Raw genomic sequence first — 23,094 nt, 5'->3', positions numbered from 1 at the left:
GCATGATCGAATCCGGTGGGTCGACCGAGATCGTCGACGCGGTGGTCGAGCGGTCGCTGCTGGGCGGGCCGCGCCGGTACACCCGCACGCAGGTCGCCGCACTGTCCGGAGTGCCCGTCGAGCAGGCCCGGAAATTGTGGGTGGCCCTGGGTTTCCCGGCCGCCGCCAGTGACGACGAGGTGGCGTTCACCGACAACGACGTCGCCGCGGTCCGCGCTTTCGCGGCCCTGAGCGCGGCCTCGCTGACCAATGAGCAGAGCCAGGTCGCGGCCGCTCGCACCATGGGCCAGGCGATGGCGCGCCTGGCCGAATGGCAGGCCGATCTGATCACCCGCGAGGTCGGCGGCCGCCTCGCCGCCGACGACGGCACGACGCCCGAGGAAAGCCGTGACGCCACCGCGCACGCCATCGCGGTGCTGGCCGAACTGCACGAGTACGCCTGGCAGCGGCACCTGGCCGCGGCCCTGAGCCGCACCCACGAATCCGGCACCGCCACCAGGCCATTGCTGGTCGGGTTCGCGGACATGGTCGGCTACACCCGACTGTCGCGGCACCTGGACCCCAACGAACTCACCGAACTGCTCGACGCCTTCGAGACCACCACCACCGAGGTGATCACCGCCCACGGCGGCTGGGTCATCAAGAACGTCGGCGACGAAGTGATGTTCGCCGCCGAGCATCCGCGCGATGGCGCGCGCATCGGCTTGACCATGCACACGGCGATCGCCCGTGCGGCCCAGACGATTCCGGAGATGCCGCAGCTCCGCGTCGGCCTGGCCTACGGCCCGGTCCTGACCCGCTTCGGCGACCTCTACGGCACCGTCGTCAATGTCGCCGCCCGCCTCACCGGCGTGGCCCGCCCCGGCACGGTCCTCGCCGACGACGGCGCGGCCGCCCAACTCGACACCGATCCCGACCTGACGCTGCGCCACCTGCGCAGCGTCCGCGTGAAAGGCATCTCCCGCCTGCGCTCCCACGTCGTCCGCGAGCGCAAGCGTCGATAGTCCCAGACGCCGCCAGGTCCGCCCCGGCCGCCCGTCCGGGCTGTCGCACCCGCCGCCGCCCGGTCAGCCCGAGATCGATCGGCCGCGCCCTCATCGGCCTCCGCCCACCCACGATTGTCCGCTGCCCCGACACCCGTCTCTCGCTGCGGTATCGGCGGGCCGCTGCTCGGCGACGACCCGGCTGCGCGCCATCATCGGGGTGCGAAATCTCACGGCAGTGCGCGATCCCGGCCTGGGTATCGTCAGTTCTGACCGATCGGCCATGGCGGCCGGGAAAGGTGGGGCTTCGACGATGACCCACGCGCAAGCGCTCACCATCCCCGCGCACATCCACGGCTATCCGGAGATCGCGTTCGGTGGGTATCTCGCGGGCCTGCTGGCCGCCCAGTCGGGCGCGGACACCGTGCGCGTCGACTTCCGGCGGGCGGTCACCGTCGGCACCCCGATCCTGCTGTCGCGGCCCGAGCACGGCCACGCCGCGTTCACCGCCACCGACGACACCCTGCTGGTCGAGGCCGCACCCACCGCACTCACCCTCGACCCGCGTCCCGCGCCGTCGTGGGCGGCGGCGAAATCGGCTGTCGAGCTCAGCTTGTCGGGCGATCGCACGGTCACCGACTGCTACGGCTGCGGGCTGGCCTGCGCGCCCGGCCTCGGATTGCGCCTGTTCCCGTCGGAACTGCCCGGACATGAGCAGATGGCCGCCGCCTGGACCCCCGATGCCGGGCTGGCCGACGAGTCCGGCGAACTCCCACCCGAGGTGGTCTGGTCGGCGCTCGACTGCCCCGGGGGTCGTGCCGCATTCGCCTTCTCCGGCATGGGTAGCGGCGCGTTCACCGCCGCCCTCAGCGCGACCCAGCTCCGCCCGCTGTACGCCGGGGACGACTACATCTCCCATGCCTGGGTGGTGGGGCGCGAGGGCCGCAAACACACTGTCGGAGTGACACTCTCGACCGCGGACGGCGACCTGTGCGCCGTCTCCGAGGCCCTCTGGATCGAGCCCCGGCAGGGCTGATCCGGCACCCGCCGGCCGCGAACGCCACGAAATTCATCACCGCGGTCGAACTACTCCTCTCGACCTACATCGACACCTACGTCCACATCATCGACGAACCCGCCTCCGCCGGCTGATCGCCGAGCGGCGCATCCTGGAGGGAATTCGTCCGAATCGCCCGCCAGGATGTGCCACTCGATGGGTAGTCAGAGGTTGGCGATGGTGTGCTCGAGGCGGTCGGCGACCAGCCGGCGGGCCTTTTCGCGCAGGATCGGCCGATAGCCGCTGGGGTACACCGGATCCGCGGGGGCGTAGGCCTTCAGGACCTCCTTGGCCAAGGTGATCTTGTGGACCTCGGTCGGTCCGTCCGCGATGGCCATGATCTGCGCGTAGGTCATCATGTCGGTGAACGGCAGGTCGGTGCTGACGCCGAGGGCGCCGTGCAGGTGCATGGCCCGCTGGGCGATGTCGTGCATGACCTTCGGCATGGCGACCTTGATGGCGGCGATGTCGTGGCGCACCTTGCGGTAGTCCTGCTCCTGGTCGATGCGCCAGGCGGTGCGCAGCACCAGCAGCCGGAACTGCTCCATCTCGATCCAGGATTCGGCGATCTTCTCCTGTGTCATCTGCTTGCCGCCGAGATTGCCCTTGCCCATGGGGCGGGACACGGCGCGCTCGCACATCATGTCGAAGGCCTTGCGCACCAATGCGACCGTGCGCATGGCGTGGTGCACGCGGCCGCCGCCCAGACGTGTCTGGGCCACGATGAATCCGAGCCCCTCCGCACCCAGCAGCGAGTCCGCGGGGACGCGGACATCGGTGAACCGCAGGTGCCCTTCGTGTTCGCTGAATCCGGGCACCGTGAAGTTCTTCACGATCTCCAGGCCGGGGGTGTCGGCGGGCACGATGAACATCGACAGCCGCTGATGCGGCGGCGCGTCCGGGTCGGTCACCGCCATGACGATGTGGAAGGTGGCGAATTCGGCGGCGGAGTTGAACCACTTCTCGCCGTTGATGACCCACTCGTCGCCCGCACGCACCGCGCGGGTCTGGAACGCCGTCGGATCCGACCCGCCGGTCGGCTCGGTCATGACGTAGCAGGACCCGATCTCGCCGTCGAGCAATGGCCGCAGGTACTTCGCCTTCTGCTCGGGCGTGCCGAAGTGCGCGAGGATCTCGGCGTTCCCGGAATCCGGCGCCTGACAGCCGAACACCAGCGGCGCCCACTGCGAGGTCCCGAGCACCTCGTTGAGCAGCGCCAGCTTCACCTGACCGTAGCCGGGGCCGCCGAGTTCCGGCCCCAGGTGGCAGGCCCACAGCTGCTGCTCCTTCACCTTCTCCTGCAGCGGCTGCATGAGCGACCGGATCTCCGGGTTGGTGCGGTCGTACGGGTTCGGGTAGATCAGGTCGAGGGGTTCCACCTCGGTCCGGACGAACTCCGCGACCCAGTCCAGTTTCTTCTGATACTCCGGATCGGTGCCGAAATCCCAAGCCATGGTCAGCCTTTCGTGGTCTTGCGCGGTTGGATGAGTCCGTCCAGGACGGTGGTGCAGAGGATGCCGGCGATCTCGTCGGGCGTGTGCTGCCCGCCGGGCCGGTACCAGAAGGTCACCGAATTGAGCATGCCGAGCACGCCATTGGTGACCACGTGGTCGGCGGTGCGCAGCACGCCCGCCGCGGTGCCCGCGTCGATGACCTGCTGCCACAGGTTCTGGATGCGGTCGCGCAGGTCCTGGAGTTCGCGCGCCCGGTCACCGCTGAGCGCGGACACGTCGCGCAGCTGGATGGCGACCGCGGCGCGGTTCTCGATGATCATGACCACGTGCGAGTGGATCAGCCTGCGCAGCTTGGTGACCGGATGGTCGGGGCCGTGCGCGATCTGCTCGGCCTCGCCCAGCATGAGCCGGGTGTAGTCGCCGAGGATCTGCCAGAGCAGCTCTTCCTTGGACCCGATGTGGTAGTACAGCGCCCCGCGCTGCACCCCGGCACGATCCCCGATCTCGGCGACGCCGGTGCCGTGGAAGCCCTTCTCCGCGAACAACTCCAGCGCGGCGGCCACGATCCGCTCCCTCGTCTCCCCCGGCCCGGCCGCGGCGGCGGGCGGGCGGCCGCGGCGGCGGGCCGGCACGGCGGCGGTCACCGGAATCCACCGTCCAGGGCGAGGGTCGCGCCGGTGCAGTAGGCGGAGGCGTCGGAGGCGAAGAACAGCGCCGCCCCGACGATGTCGGCGGGAACGCCGAGGCGGCCGAGCGCGGTGTGCCGCGCGAGTTCGGTGCGCATCTCCGCGGGCCACGCCTGGGCGATATCGGTGTCGAAGGGCCCGCAGCGAATCGTGTTGACCCGCACCGCCGGTCCGTAGGTGTGAGCGAAACCCCCGGTCAGCGCCTCGAGCCCGGCCTTCGCGGCCGCGTACGGCACCGCGAGCGGTTCGGGGTGAGCGGCTTCGACCGAAGATATATTCACGATCGATCCCCCGCCCGCCGCCGCCATGCGCGCGCCGATGAGCGCCGAAAGCCGGAACGGCCCCTTCAGATTGGTGGCGATCACCTTGTCGAACATGGCCTCGGAAACCTGGTCCAGGCTGGGATAGAGCAGCGACATCCCGGCGTTGTTCACCAATACGTCGACACGCCCGAACTCCGCATGGACTGCCTCGGCGAGCGACTCGCACTGCCCCCAATCGCCCACATTGCAGGCCACGGCCAGGGCGCGCCGCCCTGTGGCGTCGCGCACTTCCCGCGCCAGTTCCTCGCACGCGTCGAGCTTGCGGCTGGCGATCACGACGTCGGATCCGGCGGCCGCGAACGCGCGCACCATCTCCCGCCCGAGCCCGCGGCTGCCGCCTGTTACCACAGAGACCTTGCCCGACAAGGCTTTTCCCATGAATCGCACCTTCGCGTCGCGCCCCCGGAAAATGTTCCAACCAGTACATTAAATGTACCGATCGATACAATCAACCCCCATCGGCCGAGGCCCGCACCGCGAGGGCCGGGGAATACCGCCCAGTAACCGCGAGTAATATGACGGGCGTACTTTTTCCACCCGGCTTCTCGAAATGAGGCAATAGATGACAGAGCGGATTCAGGTCGGCGGGCTGCAGGTTGCCAAGGTGCTCCACGATTTCGTGGAGAACGAGGCCCTCCCCGGCACCGGAGTTGATTCCGCCGCGTTCTGGTCGGGTGCCGAGGCCGTCATCAATGACCTCGCCCCCCGCAACCGCGCACTGCTGGCGGAACGCGACGACATCCAAGCCAAGATCGACGAGTGGCACCGCGCGAACCCGGGCGCAGGCTACGACAAGGCTGCCTACAAGCAGTTCCTCACCGAGATCGGCTATCTCCGTCCCGAACCGGCCGACTTCCAGATCGGCACCGAGAACGTGGACGCCGAAATCGCCACCCAGGCGGGACCGCAGCTGGTCGTGCCGGTGATGAACGCCCGCTTCGCCATCAATGCCGCGAACGCGCGCTGGGGCTCGCTCTACGACGCCCTGTACGGCACCGACGCCATCTCCGAGGCCAACGGCGCGGAGAAGGGCTCGGGCTACAACAAGGTCCGCGGTGACAAGGTCATCGAGTGGGCCCGCAACTTCCTCGACGACGCGGTGCCGCTGATCACCGGCTCGCACGTCGGCTCCACCAAGTACTCGATCGAGGACGGCGAGCTCGTGGTCGGCCTCGAGGACGGCACCGAGATCGGCCTGGCCGACAACGATGCCCTCGTCGGCTACCTTGGCGACCCGGCCAACCCGACTTCGGTGCTGCTGAAGCACAACGGACTGCACATCGAGATCCAGATCGACCCGTCCTCCCCCATCGGCTCCACCGACACCGCCGGTGTCAAGGACCTGGTGCTGGAGTCCGCGGTCACCACGATCATGGACTTCGAGGACTCGGTCGCGGCCGTGGACGCCGAGGACAAGGTCCTCTGCTACCACAACTGGCTGGGCCTGATGAAGGGCGATCTGGCCGAGACGGTCACCAAGGTCGGCAAGACCTTCACCCGCACCATGAACCCCGACCGCGTCTACACCGCGATCGACGGCGGCGAGCTCGTGCTGCACGGCCGTTCGCTGCTGTTCGTGCGCAACGTCGGTCACCTCATGACCTCCGACGCGATCCTCGACGGCCAGGGCAACGAGATCCCCGAGGGCATCATGGACGGCCTGATCACCGTTCTGATCGCCAAGCACGCCCTCAACGCCGCCGGCGACGAGACCGCGCTGCGCAACACCCGCACCGGCTCGATCTACATCGTGAAGCCGAAGATGCACGGCCCGGACGAGGTGGCTTTCACCAACGAGCTGTTCGGCCGTATCGAAGAGGTCGTGGGCCTGCCGGTCAATACCCTCAAGGTCGGCATCATGGACGAGGAGCGCCGCACCACGGTGAACCTGAAGGCGTCCATCTTCGCCGCCAAGGATCGCGTGGTGTTCATCAACACCGGCTTCCTGGACCGCACCGGCGACGAGATCCACACCTCCATGGAGGCCGGGCCGATGGTCCGCAAGGCCGAGATGAAGGGTCAGCAGTGGATCAAGTCCTACGAGGACTGGAACGTCGACACCGGTCTGGCCACCGGCCTGCCCGGCAAGGCGCAGATCGGTAAGGGCATGTGGGCCATGCCGGATCTGATGGCCGAGATGCTCGTCCAGAAGATCGGCCACCCGAAGTCCGGCGCCAACACCGCCTGGGTGCCCTCGCCCACCGCCGCCACCCTGCACGCCACCCACTACCACCTGGTGGACGTGTTCAAGCGGCAGGCCGAGATCGCCAAGGGCGGCCCGCGCGCCACCGTCGACGAGATCCTCGAGATCCCGCTCGCCCCGAACACCGACTGGTCCGCCGAGGAGATCCAGCAGGAGCTGGACAACAACTCGCAGGGCATCCTCGGCTACGTGGTGCGCTGGATCGACCAGGGCGTCGGCTGCTCGAAGGTGCCCGACATCAAGGACATCGGCCTCATGGAGGACCGCGCCACCCTGCGTATCTCCAGCCAGCTGATGGCCAACTGGCTGCGCCACGGCATCGTCACCGAGGCCGACGTGATCGCCTCGCTCGAGCGCATGGCCCCCGTCGTCGACCGCCAGAACGCCGGCGACTCGTCGTACTTCGCCATGGCTCCGGACTTCAACGCCTCCATCGCCTTCCAGGCGGCGAAGGAACTGGTCCTCGAGGGCACCACCCAGCCCAACGGCTACACCGAGCCGATCCTGCACCGCCGCCGCCGCGAGGCCAAGGCGTTCAACAAGAGCGTGTAGGGATCAGCCGCTCGGCGCATGGCACGGAATCCCCGGTCGACCACGGTCGCCCGGGGATTCCCTGTTCCCGAGCCTGCCCCCGGAATCCGGGGCAGCCGGGCCAGGTGTGAAAAGCATTGATTCCAAATATGATCCGGCGATGATCAACTCCTCGCGGATCGCTCGTGCCGGGCTGCTCGGCGCGCCGGCGCTCGCGCTGCCATTGCTGTTGACCCCGACCGCCCATGCCGCCATCGACAATTTCGGCGTCGATTGCGGGACACCCGCGGTGCCCTGCCACGTATCGATCACAACCAAGGGGGCCGACCGGCTCAGCCCGGTGACCTTGACGGTCAACGGCACCGTTATCGGTCAGGACACCCCGTACACCAGCGCAGACGGGCTCAATGGGTTCGCGCAGATCACCTGGACCCCACCGGCCGTGGGCGCGTACACCTTGACGGTCACCCAGGGCGTCTCCTCGCGTTCGGTCAATGTGAGCATCTGCCCGAAGAATCCGTCGACGTATCCCGACATCTCGTTCTCGCCGGGATCCGCCGTGTCGAGCGCGTGCGGCATCATCGGCAGCGCCGTGAACTCCGGCTCCGCGTCGGGTTCGGCGGCTGCCGTGCTACCGATCTTCAGCGGCTCCGCGGGCATGTGATCGCGCATCGACTTCGTTTGAGCTGCAACGGAATCCCCGGTCGGCCCTCGTCGACCGGGGATTCCCCATTTCGGAGCAGGTCGGATACGCTGCGCAGCGTCAATCACCCCGAGCATGAGGATTTATCGATGGGTTCTGCCGTTCTCGAGATCGTCAATGTCATCCTGACCCACGTCAACGCGACCGTGTCGTGGTTCACCTCGGGCTCGGCGGGCCCGATCCCGCTGTAAGACCGCGCGGACGACAGCGCGAACCCCTCCACCGTACGGACGGCGGAGGGGTTCGGGCGTTTTCGGATCAGAGGGCGGCGGAGGCGGTGGCGAATTCGCCGGCGGAGGCCAAGGCGGCGTCCTCCTCGACCTCGTGCGGGGTCAGGCGGCGGCCGGTGTGGCCGAGGCCGAAGCCGGCCAGCAGCGCTGCCACCGCGAAGAAGGCCGCACCCGTCAGGAAGGCGATGCGGTAGGCGCCTTCGGCCGGGAGCGCGATCACCGCACCGTTGGGCAGGGCGTGGCCGAGGGTGTCGCTGGTGAGGATGGTGACGACCAGTGCGCTGCCGATCGCGCCGCCGACGGTGCGCATGATCGAGTTGATCGAGTTGGCGATGCCGGTCTCGTGCGGCGCCACATTGGCGACCAGGAGAGCGGGCATGGCGGCGTAGGCGATGGCGATGGCGGCGTTCGCGATGATCAGTGCGACAACGACTTCCGAGCTGGTCGTGTGCAGCAGCGCCAGAGCGGTGAGTGCGAACAGGCCGATGACGCTGGCGAGCAACAGGACGTAGCGTGCCCCGATCCGCCCGACCAGGCGGCCGGCGATCGGGCCCATCACGACCGAGACCACCGCACCCGGCAGCATGAAGGCCACGCTGGTGCGCAGTACCGAGGCGTCGAAACCGAAGCCCGCCAGCGCCCGCGGCGTCGCCACGAAGTAGGTCGCCCCGAGGAACACGCTGAACATCGCGAAACCGACGCAGAAGCTGGCCAGATTGGTCACCGCGACCGGGCGATGCGCCAGCAGCGAGGTCGCCACCAGCGGCGAACGCAGCTTGGACTGCAGCACCAGGAACCCGGCCAGCACGACCACCGCGGCGATGAACAGTCCGATCACCCGGGCACTGCCCCAACCCCATTCGTGGCCTTGGGAAATCGGCAGCAGCAAGCAGACCAGACCGACACCGAGGACGGCGGCGCCCACATAGTCGACGCGACCGCCCTGGCCCGCGCGCCGCGGCAGGGTGAAGAACGCCAGCGCCAGCACCACCACCGTCAGCACGACGCACAGCCAGAAGATGCGGCGGTAATCCGCGCCGCCCTGCGTCAGCAGACCCGTGGCCACCAGCGCGACACCGCTGCCCACGCCCAGCGTGGACGCGGTGACGGCCAGCGCACCGGTCAGGCGTTCGGCGGGAAGTTCATGGCGCAGCACGCTGATCGCGAGCGGGAACAGTCCGAAACTGGCCCCCTGCAAGGCCCTTCCGACGATGAGTAGATCGATGCTGTGCGCCGAGGCCGCGATCAAGCTGCCGGCCAGCGTCACCGCCAGCGTCGCCAGGATGACCGGCTTGTGTCCGTAGACATCACCCAATCGCCCGAGCAGTGGCGTCAGCGCCGAGGCGGCCAGCATGGTCGCGGTCGTGACCCATCCGACGGTGGTCGCCGAGACGCCGAGCTGCATACCGATCTGCGGCAGCGCGGGCACCGGCAGGGTCTGGGCCATGGCCAGAAGGAACACGGTGCTGGCCATGGTCAGCACGATCGCGGTCGGCGAGGGGGAACGCCGATGCTCGAGCGGGGAGGTCATTCGTGAAACCCTACGACGGAATCGACACAGTGTCGATTATGATAGACGACACGTCCATTGCAGGAATGGAACTCGAATAGGGTGAACGCATGGCGCAGCAGGGCGGACGCAAGGTGAACCAGACCCGTGTCACGACCGAAGGACTGCGCCGCCGCGGCGCCGTGTCGAAGGGTGATCAGCGCGAGGCCGAGATCCTCGACGCGACCCGCCGGCTGCTGACCGAGAAGCCGATGGCCAACGTGACCGTCGACGACATCACCACCGCGACAGGCATTTCGCGCACCAGCTTCTACTTCTATTTCCCGTCCAAACACGCGGTTCTCGCGCGCCTGATGGAGGACGTGAGCGACGGTTACGCCAAGACCCACGTCTGGCTGCCGTCCGCCGGCCCGCAGCGCGAACTCCTGCGCACCCAACTCGCGGGGACGGCCGCGATCTGGCACGACAACAGCACGATCCTGGTCTGCTCACTGGAGGGGTACGACAACAACTACCCGCCACTGACCGAATTCATCGCCACCATCCAGAACCGATTCACCAGCGCGCTGGCCGCCAAGATCGAGCGCGACCGCGCGGCCGGCCTCGCTCCCGAGGGCATCGACTCGGCGACGCTGGCGACTCTCGTCACCCTGATGCGCGACGGCCGGCTGTCGCAGTTGTCCGCGGCGCCCCCGAACGAGGTGGCTCGCGGCCTCGACGACCTCACCGAAGCGATCCTGCGCCTGATCTACGGCCGACTGGACTGACCCGCCCGATAGATGCCCCGTATGGCATCTATCAGGACCACGGCCCCGCGCCTGTCCGCCGACCTTGCTGATTCACCTGTGCGCCGGGCAGAGTCATGGCCGGAGCCGATCGGGCGTTTTCGAGTCAGCTGACCACGATGACCGATTTGCCGCGCGAGTGGCCGGCGGCCAGGTGCGTGATGGCGGCGGGCGCTTCGGACAGGGCGTAGGTGCGGTCGATGTGCGGGACGACCGCGCCCGCGGTCGCGAGTTCGGCGAGCGTGGCCAGGGCTTCGGGCTTGGGCAGGGCCAGCAGGGCGCGCAGACGCTGCCGTCCGAAGGGCGAGAGCAACTCGGCGCGCACCGAACGGCCCAGGCCGCCGAAGAAGCGGCCGCCGCCCTCACCACCGCCGAGGACCAGGGTGCCGGTCTCGGTCAGCAGGGAGCGCAACAACGCCAGCGGGCGGTTTCCGGCCATATCGAGGATGAGGTCGTAACGGCCGCTGAGCTTTTCGGTCCGGTAGTCGATGACATGATCCGCGCCGAGCCCGGTGACGAAGCCCGCGGACGCGCCCGAGCACACACCGGTCACCTCCGCGCCGTAGTGCTTGGCCAGCTGGACCGCCAGGTGACCGACACCGCCGGAGGCGCCGATGATCAGCACGCGCTGGCCGGCTTCGATGCGGCCCGCGTCGCGCAAGCCGGTGAGTGCGGTCGTACCCGAGATCGGCAGCGCCGCAGCCTGTTCGAAGCTCAGGTTCGCGGGCTTGCGTTGCAGCTTGGCCGCGGGGGCGGCGGCGAATTCGGCGAACGAACCGGGGACCGTCCCGAAGACCTCGTCTCCGGGCTCGAATGCGGTGACCTGCGGGCCGACCGCTTCGACGATGCCCGCGACGTCCCAGCCGCGCACTCGCTCCCGAGGTCTGCGAGGGCCCAGCGCGAGCCGGGCGACCAGCGGTTCGCCGGTCATCATGTGCCAGACGCTGGGGTCCACACCCGCGGCCCGGACCCGGACGAGAACCCCGTCCGGACCCACCTGCGGGGTGGGAATGTCACTGTAGGACAACACATCAACGGTGCCGTAGGCGTCCTGGGTGATAGCTTTCACGACTCATCCTCTTCCGGATATTCGAAGATCTCGTCCAGCGGTGCGCAGAACACCCGGGCGATCTGGAACGCCATCTCCAGCGACGGCGAGTATTTGCCCTGTTCGATGGCGTTGACGGTCTGACGGGTCACGCCGAGCCGGTCGGCCAGCTCGGCCTGGGTCATCTCGCCGTGCGAGAACCGCAGGGCGCGAATGTTGTTGGTGACCTTCGTGGGTTTCACCATGGCCGCATCCCCCGCCGATATGCCTCCAGCTTGGCGGCCGCGCCGACGACCGCGGACAGCGTGAATCCGAGGTAGATGACATTGGCGATCCAGAAGGTGTCACCGTCGGCCAGGGCCAGCACCAGCGCCGCGATGGCGCCGAGAACGACGAATGCTTGGCCGACATGCGTTCCGCGCAGGTCGATTTCACGGTCGCGCTGATCGCGCCGGTCGCGATCGCGGGACCCGATAGCGACGGCGATGGTAGCCACGATCGAGGCCACGATGGAACCCCCGATCGCCCACAGCATCGGCGCGACATAGGCGACCTCGACCAGCGCCGCGTGCCGCGCCCGCACCAGCACGATGATCAGGTAGATCGCGTACGAGACGACGGCCACGACACCCAGGATCCAGGTTCGCTTTTCCTCGTAAGGCATGCGATCAGTGTAAAGAAAACACGACAGCATGTACAGACTTCTTTACATTGTCGCGAAACAGCCTTCGCCGCAACCGATTCCATCCGCTAGTGTCGGAACCATGGCCGATCTCGAAGCCCTGGACCGTATCGAATCGCTCGGTCCGGAATTCTTCGCCGACCCGCACGCCCACTACCGCCGCTGGCGCGAGGACGGGCCGGTGCGGCAGGTGCGATTCCCGGACGGGATCGTGCGGTGGGTCGTGCTGGACTACGCGGCCGGGCGGGCCGCGTTGAACGATCCGCGATTGCGCAAGGCGGCGGCGGTCAACGACGAGCTGCTCAGCCGGAAACGCGGTGTGCCACCGTCGGACCCGAAGCAGTTGGCGGTGCTGACCCACATGCTGAGCACCGACCCGCCGGGGCATACGCGCCTGCGGAAGCTGGTAACCCGGGCGTTCACGCCGCGGCGGGTCGCCGAGCTGGCGCCTCGGATCGAGGAGATCACCGATGGGCTGCTGGACGCGCTGGCGGGCCGGGACGAGGTGGATCTGCTGCACGAGTTCGCGGAACCGCTGCCGATCACGGTGATCTGCGAGCTGCTCGGGGTGCCGCTCGGGGATCGCGACGATTTCCAGGAGTGGACTCGGGCGCTCGTCGCGGTGGCGGGGCTGGAGGAGAATCGGGCCAGTGCCGCGGCGGCCATGGCGGACTACCTGACCGGGCTGGTGCGGGCGAAACGGGAGCAGCCCGAATCGGATCTGCTGTCGGCGCTGGTGCTGTCGGCCGACGACGGCGACACCCTGACCGAGACCGAACTGGTCGGAATGGCCACGCTGCTGTTGATCGCGGGCCACGACACCACCGTGAACCTGATCGCCAACGGCACCCTCGCACTGCTGCGCAATCCGGAACAGTTGCGCGCCTTGCAGACCGATCCGGAGGCGATTCCCGCCGCCATCGAGGAGTTCCTGCGCTTCGACGGGCCGGTGAACATGAGCACCGTCCGCCACACCGCCGAACCGGTCACCATCGCCGGAACCGACATTCCCGCAGGCGAATTCGTCTTCGTCGCACTCCCCGCCGCCAACCGCGACCCGGAGCGCTACCAGGAGCCCGACGCCCTGGACCCGACCCGCGACACCGGCGGCCATCTGGCCTTCGGCCACGGCATCCACTTCTGCGTCGGCGCCCCCCTGGCCCGCCTGGAAGCGCGAGTCGCCTTCTCGGCCTTGCTCTCCCGATTCCCGGATCTGCGTCTGGCGCGCCCGGCACAGGAGCTGGAATGGCATCCGAGCACCCTCATGCACGGCCTGAAGGAGCTTCCCGTCCAGCTCTAGGCCCGCGCATCCACCCGGAGCCGAGATGTGCCACGACTCGCCCACGGCGAGAGCGACGTGCGTCACAAAACTGGTCGGTCGACCAGGGCTAATAAGTGGCGAATACCAAGGCAAGCTGAGAAAACGCGGTCAAACGTCCGAGACAGAACAAACCGAGTGGTCACCTTTCGATAAAAGTCCGCCTTCCGAAACCGTTCGATGCGTTAACGTCACTCAGGCCGTACTGGTGGGACCGCATTTTCGGACGATGTGGAGGTGTCGCAAGAATGGTCGGGACAGCAACGCCGGTGAGAAAAAGCCAGCGACTGGCTGAGTGGTTCGATGCGGTCAAACGGTCCCCGTCGACATCCACATTATTTGCTATTGGTTTGCTGTCTTTAATGCCAGCACTCCTGACCAGTGGTCCCGTCCTGGCGGCCGCCGCGATCTGGTACCACAGCGGCCGCAGCCTCGGGGCCGGCGTGACGCTGTTCTTCGCGACGCTCATCCTGATGGCGATGTTCGCCATTTCGGCGCTGTTCCTCGGCGCGGCCTGGCGCCGCACCCGCACCACCCCGATGCCGGCCGACGTGCAGGGTTGATCCCGCCGCGAAGAGAACGAGCTGCCTCATGAACGTAGTCGTTGTTCCTTCCGTCAACCGCCCGATCGCGCTGCTGCCCTGCAGGCAGATCACGCTCAGCTTCCAGGCCGAGCAGACCCGATTACGCGACACCGCCCAGCGGCTCGCCCAGCTGTGCCACCGCCGCTGGCTGGGCCGCTCCGACTTCGAGATGTTCCCGCCGCTGCACCGCTGGGGCGCGGTCCCCAGTCTGCCGCTGCCCCAAGGCCTCCCGACGCCACACAGCCTGATCAGCGCGGCGGCTCGGGGCGCACATCTGACAGCGTCCACCCCGGTCGAGTTCCTGGCCGCCGCGATCATGCTGTCGACGGGCTGCCCGGCCGCCGCGACCATCGACCAGCTCGCCCCCACGCCGGGACCGAGCCGGACCGCGCAACTGCTGAGCCTGTCGATCCTCGCCATGGCCGAGGACGACACCACACTGGCCGTCGATCTCGCGGCCACGGCCATCGCCGTCTCCGGCGGGCGGATCGCGCAGCGGCGTGAGGACTGGATTCCACTCGACGACCAGCTGCCCGTCGAGCACACCGGGACCCACGGCTCGGTGGCCGGTCCGGCACCCGCCGCCTGATATCGCACGACCCCCGCGCGCCGCGTCAGAGCCCGAAGACGCGGCGCGCGTTGCCGTCCAGGTACAGCTCGCGGGTCTCCTCGTCCAGGCCCAGAGCGTCCAGACCGTCGAGGGCGTGCTGGGGCAGGATCATCGGATAGTTGGTGCCGAACAGCACCTTGCGTCGCCCGCTCGCGGACTTCAGATACGAGACGAGTTCGGGCGGCAGCCTTTTCGTGGTGTAGGCCGAGGTGTCGATCACCACGTTCTCGTGTTTGCGAGCCACCGCGATCATCTCTTCGGTCCACGGATAGCCGATGTGACCGCACACAATGGTCAGCTCCGGGAAGTCCAGGGCGACGCGGTCGATATACGGAATCGGGCGGCCCGGCTCCGAGGGCCGCAGCGGACCGGTGTGCCCGACCTGCGTGCAGAACGGGATCCCGAGGTCCACGCAGGCGGCGTAGAGCGGATAGAAGCGGGCATCGGTCGGCGGCACCTCCCACAACCACGGCAGCACGCGGACCGCCACGAAGCCCTCGTCGCGGACCCGATGCCGCAGCTCGCGCACCGATTCCATGGGCCTCCGCAGGTCCACCGAGGCCACGGCGGTCAAGCGGTCCGGGGCCTCGGCCACCCACGCGGCGACCTCGTCATTGGAGATGAGCGTGCCCTCCGGCGCGCACCACGCCGAGATGAGCGCCCGGTCGACGCCCGCCGCGTCCATCGCCGCCAGCGTCGCCTGCAACGGGATCTCCCCGGTGGGGATCGCTCCCCCGGTCCACCGCCGCAGCGAATCGAAGATGTCGCGCGCGAGAAAACGCTCCGTCGGATGCTGAGCCCAAGCGTCGATCGTCACGTTTCCAGTGTGGGGAACAAACGGCCGTCGCGGATCGTTGTCCATGCACCGGGGGCGAAAATAATCAGCCGACAACGCAGCGTCGTTGTGCCACCATGTGATTCATCGAAGATCAGCCGACCGACACGGTCGTGACCAGCAGGAAGGGGGAGACGGCTTTGAATCCGAGTATCGACGAACAGTACCGGGGCTTCGGCCGTCTCCGGGCCCATTCGTAACCGGCCGAATCCCTTTTCCCGCTCGATCCCTTTCACGAAACATGGTGACCCCCATGCTGTTCCGTCATGCCGAAGACCCGGAGATAACCACCGACAATTGGATACACGCCGGAGTGCTACTGCTCAACGCCTCCTACGAGGCGCTGACCACGATCCGCGCCGAGCGCGCGGTGGTGCTACTGCTCGGCGGGGCCGCCGAGACCGTCGCCGAACGGCAGCCGCACTTCCCGATCCGCTCGCGGCACGTGGAGGTGGCGCTGCCGGAGACCATCCGGCTCACCCGCTACGTCTACCTCGAGCACCGGATCCTGACGCACGACGACGACAGCCGCGCCACCCTCCCCGCGGTGCTGCGCCGCGACCGATACCGCTGCGGGTACTGCTCCGGCTGGGCCCGCACCGTGGACCACATCCGCCCGCGGTCGAGGGGCGGGCCCAATACCTGGGCCAACCTCATCGCCGCGTGCGGTCCCTGCAATACGTACAAGGCGGACCGGACTCCCGCGGAGGCCGGCATGCGCCTGCTGTGGGAGCCCAAGGCCCCCCAAGACAGAGAACGGGCCCAGCGCCAGATCTGGAAGGAACTGGCCGCGTCCTGACTCGACGCACGAAACACACCCATCACGCGTGATCGGACATGAAAGGAGCGAGATCCGATGACGAACACCGCACTGCAGGAGCAGACCCTGGCGGATCTGCTCCCCATCTCCGACTCGAAGGACTACTGGGCGCGCGCGGCCTGCAAGGGTGACCCGAACCACGAGGCGTGGTTCCCGTACCCGTCGCAGGACTTCGACTACGCCCGCGGCATCTGCGCGGGCTGCCCGATCCGCCGCGAATGCGGTGACTTCGCGGCCCGCACCGGCCAGTCCGGTGTCTGGGGCGGGCACGAGTACGACCGCGGCAAGATGATCCGCGACTGACCCGACGCTCGGGACTCGGGCCTCCGCCTCCCCGCGGCCGGGCTTCGCCCCGCACTCTCGGGGACGGCGGGGCGCTGCCCCCGAGCCCCCGATGTGGGGGGTCGGCAGCTCGGGCGGCCATCTCGGTGATCCGAGGTGGCCGCCCGTTTTCGTGCCGGTCGCGGGATGGGCGTTACCGGCTGGAACAGGTGGGGTGGTGGGCGTCAACATAGGATGGGCGCTCGTGGGTACTCATCGCGCCGCGGGCGGGTCACGAGGTGTCAGCAAAGGACCGGTTATCGCAGTCGTCGCGGTGATTGTGCTAGGGCTGGCCGTCGTCGGCTGGGCATGGTTGTCGGATCGGTCGAAGCAGAAGGACAGCCGGGCCGCGTCGTCGTGTGTGGAGGGGACCGCCACGCTGGCGGTGACCGTCGACCCGGACATTCTGACGCCGGTGAAGGCCGCCGCGGATCGGTTCAATGCCACCGCGCCGCATGTGCGCGATCACTGCGCTCAGGTGGCGGTGACCGCGCAGCCGTCGGCGGCGATGGTGGCGGCGTTCGTCGCGAACAAGTGGGACCCGGCGTTGGGGCCGCAGCCCGCGCTCTGGATTCCGCAGTCCTCGCGATCGGTCGAGCAGATGCGGGTGCCGGGCTTGATCGCGGGCACTCCGGCCCCGGTCGCGGTGAGCCCGGTGGTGCTGGCCGTGCCCGAGGAGCTGCGCCACGCCCTCGATACCTCGAAGGCGCACTGGGCGGATCTGGCCAGGTTGCAGACCGGTTCGCTGGCCGATGCCGGGCTGCCCGCGTGGGGCAAGCTGCGCCTGGCCATGCCCGGCGGTGACGCGACGGTCGCTGTCGCGGCCGCGGTCGGTTCGGGTGTCTCCGGCACCGATCCGCTCGACGAGAAGGCGGTCGCCACCGGACAGGTCGTCTCCGCGATCTCCGGTCTGGCCGCGAGCGCGCCCGCCGTGCAGGACGCCGCGAGCGCGCTCGCCGATCTCGCCGGTGCGCCCGATGCCGCCGGGCCGGTGCACGCCGTGCCCGCCACCGAGCAGCAGATTCGCGCGCACGCGGGACTCGTCGCCTTCCGGCCCGACGACGCGGGCCCGGTCGCCGATTTCCCGGCCGCACAGCTCACCGGCCGCTGGGTCGACCAGACCCAGAACCTCATCGCCGGCCTGTTCGCCGACTTCCTGCGCGCCCCCGACCAGTCGAAACTGTTCACCGACAACGGTTTCGGCGCGGCCGCCCCCGCGACCACGAAGGCGCCGTCGAAACCCGTCCTGGACAAGGTGAATCAGATCCTCGCGCACCCGGTGCTCGGCGTGCAGGCGACGGTCCTGCTCGACGTCTCCTCGTCCATGTCCACCGCCGAGGGCTTCGGCACCCGGCTCGGCAATGCCGTGGCCGCGCTGTCGTCCACCATGACCGTGATGCCGCCGGAGTTCGGGCTCGGCGTGTGGGAGTACTCCAAGAACCTCGACGGCGCGAACGCGCACAAGGTGGTGACCCCGACCGCGCCGCTGACCGACGCCCAGCGCAACGCCCTCGCCCAGGGCCTGACCACGGTGACCGCGAGCCAGTCCAAGCAGGACCGCACCTATCCCACCCTGGAGGCGGCCTACAAGAGCGTGCTCGCCAACTACGCCGCCGCCCGCACCAATTCGATCCTGCTCATCACCGACGGCCCCGAGGACGACTCCCCCGTCACCGGTGACCAGCTGCTCGCCGATATCGCGGCCGCGACCGATCCGGCGCATCCGGTGCGCATCGACGTGATCGTGGTCGGCGGAGCGGGCACCCAGACCCTGCAAACGCTCACCCAGCGCACCGGCGGCACCTACACGAAAGTCGGCACCACCGCGGATCTGCCGTTCGGCACGGCGGTCTCGCAGGCGCTGACGACGCCCTGACCCAGCGGGCGGATCCGGGCCGGGCAACAGCACGGCAACACATGGCCGTAATGTCCGGATCCGCCAGCTAACTCGTGGCATATTCGGCGGATGACACACAGTACGGGTCCCGAACCCACATTGAAGCAGGGCCTGGCCGCCGGAACGACCATCGGTGCCGGCATTCTGCTGCTCGTCATCGGCGTGCTCTCGGTCCTGCAGGGCATTTCCGCGGTGGCGTCGGACGACCTGCTGGTCGTCGGCTACGACTACATCTACAAGATGAACACCACCGGCTGGGGCTGGATCCACATCGGTGTCGGCATCATTCAGATCATCGTGTCGATCGGCCTGCTGAAGGGCTCCACCTGGGGCCGCACCGCCGCCCTCGTGCTGGCGGCTCTGTCCATCGTGGAGAACTTCCTCTGGATCCCCTACTACCCGGCCTGGTCGCTGCTCATCATCGCCCTCGACGTCGTGGTGATCTGGGCGATCTCCACCTACAAGCCGGTCCACGCCTGACCCGTTTCACCCCTGCGCCACCACGACGAGCGCCCCATCGGTTCCGTGAACCGATGGGGCGCTTGCCTGTTCAGCTATCTCGTGCCGCGGTGCCGAACAGCTCCCTGCCGGTGTGGCCGGCAGCGGCGAGCTCGTCCAGAGCGGCCGTGATGCGGCGTTCCTCCCACTGGAAGTGGGATTCGAGGATCGCGGACAGCCCTATCCCAACGACACGATCACGACGACCTCGTGCAGGACGCGCCGAAACGGCAAGCGCCCCACCGGTTCCGGAAACCGATGGGGCGCTTGCCGGTTCAGCTACGGCGAATCACTCGGCGTCGGTGTAGGAGTCCATCGGCGGGCAGGAGCAGACCAGGTTGCGGTCGCCGTAGGCGCCGTCGATGCGGCGGACGGACGGCCAGACCTTGGCGCGGGTGTGCTTGACGCCCATCGGGTAGACGGCGGTTTCGCGGGTGTAGGGGTGGTCCCAGTCGCCGACCAGGCATTCGGCGGTGTGGGGGGCGCCGCGGAGGGGGTTGTCCTCGACGGGCCAGACACCGGCTTCGACCTGGTCGATCTCGCCCTTGATGGCGATCATGGCCGCGATGAACGCATCGAGTTCTTCGAGGTTCTCGCTCTCGGTGGGCTCCACCATGAGGGTGCCCGCGACCGGGAAGCTCATGGTGGGGGCGTGGAAGCCGTAGTCCGCCAGGCGCTTGGCGACGTCGTCGACGGTGACGCCAGTGCGCTTGGTGATCTCGCGCAGGTCCAGGATGCACTCGTGGGCGACCATGCCGTTGTCACCGGTGTAGAGGACCGGGAAGTGCGGGTCCAGCTTGCGCGCAATGTAATTGGCGGAGGCGATGGCGGTGAGGGTGGCGCGGCGCAGGCCGTCGGCGCCCATCATGCGGATGTAGGCCCAGGTGATCGGGAGGATCGACGCCGACCCGTACATGGCCGCCGACACCGCGTGCGAGCCCTTCACCAGCGGGTCGCCGGGCAGGTACTGGGCCAGGTGCTCGCGCACCGCGACCGGGCCGACGCCGGGACCGCCGCCGCCGTGCGGGATGCAGAAGGTCTTGTGCAAGTTCAGGTGGCTGACGTCGCCGCCGAACTTGCCCGGACGGGCCAGGCCGACCAGAGCATTGAGGTTCGCGCCGTCGACGTACACCTGGCCGCCCGCCTCGTGCACCAGGCCGCACAGTTCGGCCACCTCGTGCTCGTACACGCCGTGCGTGGACGGATAGGTGATCATGATGCAGGCCAGCCGCTCGGCGTGATCGGCGATCTTGGCGCGCAGGTCGTCGAGGTCGATATCGCCGTTGGGGCTGGTCTTCACGATCTCCACCCGCATGCCGACCATGGCCGCGGACGCGGCGTTCGTGCCGTGCGCGCTGGACGGGATCAGGCACGTATCCCGGTGGGAGTCACCACGATCCAGGTGGTAGCGGCGGATCGCGAGCAGGCCCGCGTACTCACCCTGGCTACCGGCATTGGGCTGCAAGGAAACCCGGTCGTAGCCGGTGACCGCGCACAGCCACCCCTCGAGGTCCTCGATCAGCTTGATCAGGCCGGGCGCGTCCTCGACCGGCGCGTACGGGTGCACCCGGTTGAAGCCGGGCCAGGTGATGGCCTCCATCTCGGCGGCCGCGTTGAGCTTCATGGTGCAGGAGCCGAGCGGAATCATGCTGCGGTCCAACGCGATGTCCTTGTCCGAGAGCGCGCGCAGGTAGCGCAGCATGGCGGTCTCGGTGCGGTACTTGGTGAACGCGGGCGCGGTCAGGTACTCGGAGGTGCGGACCTCGATGTGCGGACGCTGCCTGCCGTGGAAGAGCGCGCCCTCGGGACCGACCGGGACCTCCGCGCCGAAGCAGTCGAGCACGGCGACCACGTGGGTGTCGGTGGTGACCTCGTCGCAGGCGATGGCCACGTGGTCGGCGTCGACGAGACGCAGGTTGATGCCCTCGCCCTTCGCCTTGGCCACGATGGATTCCGCGCCGCCGGGCACGTTCACCAGGACGGTGTCGAAGTAGGTCTGGTGCACGACCGCGTCGCCGAGACCGGCGGCCAGCCACTGCGCGTGTCCGTGCACACGGCGCGCGATCGACCGCAGCCCGTCGGCGCCGTGGTAGGAGGCGTACATGCCGGCCAGGATGGCCAGCAGCACCTGCGCGGTGCAGATGTTGGAGGTCGCCTTCTCGCGACGAATGTGCTGCTCACGGGTCTGCAGCGCGAGCCGGTAGGCCAGATTGCCGTCGGCGTCGACGGACACGCCGACCAGGCGGCCGGGCAGCTGCCGCGCGTGCGCGGTGTGCACGGCGAGGTAGCCCGCGTGCGGCCCGCCGAAGCCCAGCGGCACGCCGAAGCGCTGCGTGGTGCCGAAGCAGGCGTCCGCGCCCTGCTCGCCGGGCGGGGTGATCAGGGTCAGCGCGAGCAGGTCCGCGCCCACCGCGACCAGCGCGCCGCGCTCGTGGGCGGCCTCGATGACCGGGGCCCAGTCCACGACCCGGCCGGACGCGCCCGGCTGCTGCACGATCACGCCGAAGAAGTCGCCCTCGGGCAGCCCGCCGTCGGCCAGGTCGGCCTCCACGATCTCGATGCCCAGCGGCTCGGCGCGGGTGTAGAGCAGGGTGCGGGTCTGCGGGAACAGGTCGGTGTCGATGAGCAGCCGCTCCGACTTCGACTTGCGGTTGGCCCGCTGCAGCAGGGTCATGGCCTCGGCGGCGGCGGTGGCCTCGTCGAGCATGGACGCGTTGGCGACCTCCATGCCGGTGAGATCGCCGACCATGGTCTGGAAGTTGAGCAGCGCTTCGAGGCGGCCCTGGCTGATCTCGGGCTGGTAGGGCGTGTAGGCGGTATACCAGGCCGGGTTCTCGACGAGGTTGCGCAGCAGCACCGGCGGGGTGAGGGTGTCGTAGTACCCGAGCCCGATCATGGAGGTGGCGACGGTGTTCGAATTGGCCAGTGCCGCAAGCTCGGCCAGCGCCTCGTGTTCGGAGACGGCGTCGGGCAGCACGGTGAGGCCATTGCCCTCGGGGGCGTCCAGGATGCTGGCGGGTACGGCCCTGGTGGCGAGTTCGTCCAGCGACTCGACGCCCACGGTCTCGAGGATGCGGCCGGTTTCGCCGCTGTCGGGGCCGATGTGGCGGTCGGCGAAGGATCGAGTCCAGATCACGGCTGCTCCAAGGGGTGGGCGGGGGTCGACCATGGGGTCGACGTGTCGTCTGCCCTCCCCCTCTGTCCTCGATGCCTGAGAGATTCGGACCCCGGTCTGGCGACCGGTGACCTTTCACCATGGGCGGACGGCACGCGGCCATCACTTTCCAGAGGCGTCGATACTCCGCACGGTCCCTTGTGCCTGAGAGATTGACGGGGAGGTGCTGCTCCTTCGGCGTCCGAGACTATCCCCGGAACTCTCCCGCACGGCTGCGACGCACTGTCAGTCTAAGCGGCCGCAGGTTACAAGAATGTTGCCGACCGGACTAACCGGTCTTGCTCATCCGCGCCTTGCGCCGGTACGAGAGCTCGTCCTCGGGGCGATCCGTGGTGGACGCGGTCTCCGCGCGCTCGGCCGGGAAGTTGGCGATGGCGCCGGTGAGCTCGCGCATGGCGCCGCTCACGGCGATGCCGAACACGCCCTGGCCACCCTGCAGTAAATCGACCACCTCTTCGGCGGAGGAGCATTCGTAGACCGTGGTCCCGTCGCTGAACAGGGTGATTCCGGCGAGATCCTCGACTCCGCGACTGCGCAGGTGGTCCACGGCGATGCGGATGTTCTGTAGTGAGATACCCGCGTCGAGCAGCCGCTTGACGATCTTGAGGACCAGGATGTCCTTGAACGAGTACAGCCGCTGGCTGCCGGATCCGGTGGCGCTGCGGATGGAGGGGACGACCAGTCCGGTGCGGGCCCAGTAGTCGAGCTGCCGGTAAGTGATTCCGGCCACCTGGCACGCGCTGGGCACGCGGTAACCGACGAGTTCGTCGGGCACCGTGTCATCGGGGAACAGCCCTGGCTGCACCACATCCCGAGGTTGCGGTTGATCTCCCACTGACTT

The 23,094-nt window shown here is 68.5% G+C and carries 23 protein-coding genes and 1 riboswitch; of the genes, 12 read left to right on the top strand and 11 right to left on the bottom strand.

The features are described from left to right. The first annotated feature begins 2 nt into the window (after window positions 1-2). A complete protein-coding gene (locus tag ACFYTS_RS14970; RefSeq protein WP_387304427.1) occupies window positions 3-1,004 on the top strand; it encodes an adenylate/guanylate cyclase domain-containing protein in 1,002 nt (333 codons plus the stop codon). 292 nt (window positions 1,005-1,296) lie between these two features. After that, window positions 1,297-2,019: a PaaI family thioesterase gene (locus ACFYTS_RS14965; protein WP_387304424.1), complete on the top strand. Its 723-nt coding sequence runs from the start codon at window positions 1,297-1,299 to the stop codon at window positions 2,017-2,019. Window positions 2,020-2,204: 185 nt separating this feature from the next. Here the strand turns inward: ACFYTS_RS14965 and ACFYTS_RS14960 are convergent, their stop codons facing one another. From ACFYTS_RS14960 to ACFYTS_RS14950, 3 genes are read right to left on the bottom strand one after another with little or no spacing between them, the layout of a single operon-like run. After that, window positions 2,205-3,494, bottom strand: a complete 1,290-nt coding sequence (locus ACFYTS_RS14960; RefSeq protein WP_387304422.1) for an acyl-CoA dehydrogenase family protein — start codon at window positions 3,492-3,494, stop codon at window positions 2,205-2,207. Window positions 3,495-3,496: 2 nt separating this feature from the next. Then, entirely contained in the window at window positions 3,497-4,138 is a 642-nt protein-coding gene (locus tag ACFYTS_RS14955; RefSeq protein ID WP_357277384.1) for a TetR/AcrR family transcriptional regulator, read from the bottom strand. Continuing rightward, window positions 4,135-4,881 carry an SDR family NAD(P)-dependent oxidoreductase gene (locus ACFYTS_RS14950; RefSeq protein WP_387304419.1) on the bottom strand — a complete coding sequence of 249 codons (747 nt, stop codon included), beginning with the start codon at window positions 4,879-4,881 and terminating at the stop codon, window positions 4,135-4,137. The genes ACFYTS_RS14955 and ACFYTS_RS14950 overlap by 4 nt, the downstream gene beginning before the upstream one ends. A gap of 184 nt (window positions 4,882-5,065) precedes the next feature. Here ACFYTS_RS14950 and ACFYTS_RS14945 point away from each other — a divergent pair, with 184 nt between their 5' ends. Both ACFYTS_RS14945 and ACFYTS_RS14940 read left to right on the top strand, forming a co-directional pair. Beyond that, a complete protein-coding gene (locus ACFYTS_RS14945) occupies window positions 5,066-7,258 on the top strand; it encodes a malate synthase G (protein WP_357277388.1) in 2,193 nt (730 codons plus the stop codon). 139 nt (window positions 7,259-7,397) lie between these two features. After that, window positions 7,398-7,901, top strand: coding sequence for a hypothetical protein (locus ACFYTS_RS14940; protein ID WP_387304416.1), 504 nt, complete (start codon window positions 7,398-7,400; stop codon window positions 7,899-7,901). 297 nt (window positions 7,902-8,198) lie between these two features. Here ACFYTS_RS14940 and ACFYTS_RS14935 read toward each other — a convergent pair whose 3' ends face one another. Continuing rightward, window positions 8,199-9,701 (bottom strand): MFS transporter, encoded by a 1,503-nt coding sequence (locus tag ACFYTS_RS14935; RefSeq protein ID WP_357277393.1) that lies wholly within the window; start codon window positions 9,699-9,701, stop codon window positions 8,199-8,201. Window positions 9,702-9,790: 89 nt separating this feature from the next. Here ACFYTS_RS14935 and ACFYTS_RS14930 point away from each other — a divergent pair, with 89 nt between their 5' ends. Then, on the top strand, window positions 9,791-10,447 hold the full coding sequence (locus tag ACFYTS_RS14930; RefSeq protein WP_357277396.1) for a TetR/AcrR family transcriptional regulator: 657 nt from the start codon (window positions 9,791-9,793) through the stop codon (window positions 10,445-10,447). 124 nt (window positions 10,448-10,571) lie between these two features. Here ACFYTS_RS14930 and ACFYTS_RS14925 read toward each other — a convergent pair whose 3' ends face one another. The 3 genes from ACFYTS_RS14925 to ACFYTS_RS14915 are packed head-to-tail and all read right to left on the bottom strand — an operon-like array spanning window position 10,572 to window position 12,177. Next, window positions 10,572-11,534, bottom strand: a complete 963-nt coding sequence (locus ACFYTS_RS14925) for an NAD(P)-dependent alcohol dehydrogenase (RefSeq protein ID WP_387304413.1) — start codon at window positions 11,532-11,534, stop codon at window positions 10,572-10,574. Next, window positions 11,531-11,758, bottom strand: coding sequence for a helix-turn-helix transcriptional regulator (locus ACFYTS_RS14920; protein WP_357277401.1), 228 nt, complete (start codon window positions 11,756-11,758; stop codon window positions 11,531-11,533). The genes ACFYTS_RS14925 and ACFYTS_RS14920 overlap by 4 nt, the downstream gene beginning before the upstream one ends. After that, window positions 11,752-12,177, bottom strand: coding sequence for a hypothetical protein (locus ACFYTS_RS14915; RefSeq protein WP_387304410.1), 426 nt, complete (start codon window positions 12,175-12,177; stop codon window positions 11,752-11,754). The genes ACFYTS_RS14920 and ACFYTS_RS14915 overlap by 7 nt, the downstream gene beginning before the upstream one ends. 100 nt (window positions 12,178-12,277) lie before the next feature. On the opposite strand from ACFYTS_RS14915, the gene ACFYTS_RS14910 reads away from it, so the two are divergent. The 3 genes from ACFYTS_RS14910 (at window position 12,278) to ACFYTS_RS14900 (ending at window position 14,686) form a co-directional block, all read left to right on the top strand. Beyond that, entirely contained in the window at window positions 12,278-13,495 is a 1,218-nt protein-coding gene (locus ACFYTS_RS14910) for a cytochrome P450 (RefSeq protein ID WP_387304407.1), read from the top strand. Between the two features lie 266 nt (window positions 13,496-13,761). Continuing rightward, entirely contained in the window at window positions 13,762-14,076 is a 315-nt protein-coding gene (locus ACFYTS_RS14905) for a hypothetical protein (RefSeq protein WP_387304404.1), read from the top strand. Between the two features lie 28 nt (window positions 14,077-14,104). Then, window positions 14,105-14,686 (top strand): hypothetical protein, encoded by a 582-nt coding sequence (locus ACFYTS_RS14900; RefSeq protein WP_387304401.1) that lies wholly within the window; start codon window positions 14,105-14,107, stop codon window positions 14,684-14,686. A gap of 25 nt (window positions 14,687-14,711) precedes the next feature. On the opposite strand, the gene ACFYTS_RS14895 is transcribed toward ACFYTS_RS14900, so the two are convergent. Beyond that, complete coding sequence (locus ACFYTS_RS14895) at window positions 14,712-15,524, bottom strand: amidohydrolase family protein (protein WP_357277414.1); 813 nt, start codon at window positions 15,522-15,524, stop codon at window positions 14,712-14,714. Next, complete coding sequence (locus tag ACFYTS_RS14890) at window positions 15,521-15,778, bottom strand: hypothetical protein (RefSeq protein ID WP_387304398.1); 258 nt, start codon at window positions 15,776-15,778, stop codon at window positions 15,521-15,523. Before ACFYTS_RS14890 ends, ACFYTS_RS14895 begins: the two co-directional genes overlap by 4 nt. Window positions 15,779-15,795: 17 nt before the next feature. Between ACFYTS_RS14890 and ACFYTS_RS14885 the strand changes: the two genes are divergently transcribed. The 4 genes from ACFYTS_RS14885 (at window position 15,796) to ACFYTS_RS14870 (ending at window position 19,060) form a co-directional block, all read left to right on the top strand. Next, the gene (locus ACFYTS_RS14885; RefSeq protein ID WP_387304395.1) at window positions 15,796-16,341 is read left to right on the top strand and encodes an HNH endonuclease; all 546 of its coding nucleotides are present in this window, start codon (window positions 15,796-15,798) and stop codon (window positions 16,339-16,341) included. 57 nt (window positions 16,342-16,398) lie between these two features. Continuing rightward, window positions 16,399-16,665, top strand: a complete 267-nt coding sequence (locus tag ACFYTS_RS14880; protein WP_357277419.1) for a WhiB family transcriptional regulator — start codon at window positions 16,399-16,401, stop codon at window positions 16,663-16,665. Window positions 16,666-16,957: 292 nt separating this feature from the next. Then, a complete protein-coding gene (locus ACFYTS_RS14875; RefSeq protein WP_387304391.1) occupies window positions 16,958-18,559 on the top strand; it encodes a hypothetical protein in 1,602 nt (533 codons plus the stop codon). Window positions 18,560-18,649: 90 nt separating this feature from the next. Beyond that, complete coding sequence (locus ACFYTS_RS14870; protein WP_357277424.1) at window positions 18,650-19,060, top strand: hypothetical protein; 411 nt, start codon at window positions 18,650-18,652, stop codon at window positions 19,058-19,060. A gap of 307 nt (window positions 19,061-19,367) precedes the next feature. On the opposite strand, the gene gcvP is transcribed toward ACFYTS_RS14870, so the two are convergent. Next, window positions 19,368-22,214, bottom strand: coding sequence for an aminomethyl-transferring glycine dehydrogenase (gcvP, locus tag ACFYTS_RS14865; protein ID WP_387304388.1), 2,847 nt, complete (start codon window positions 22,212-22,214; stop codon window positions 19,368-19,370). Between the two features lie 160 nt (window positions 22,215-22,374). Continuing rightward, a riboswitch (glycine riboswitch) is annotated at window positions 22,375-22,470 on the bottom strand. Between the two features lie 51 nt (window positions 22,471-22,521). Continuing rightward, on the bottom strand, window positions 22,522-23,088 hold the full coding sequence (locus tag ACFYTS_RS14860) for a MerR family transcriptional regulator (protein WP_387304385.1): 567 nt from the start codon (window positions 23,086-23,088) through the stop codon (window positions 22,522-22,524). Window positions 23,089-23,094 lie beyond the last annotated feature (6 nt).

It is taken from the genome of Nocardia sp. NPDC004151, assembly GCF_042874235.1.
Taxonomy (GTDB): Bacteria; Actinomycetota; Actinomycetes; order Mycobacteriales; family Mycobacteriaceae; genus Nocardia.
This window is presented reverse-complemented; position numbering and strand designations above follow the sequence as displayed.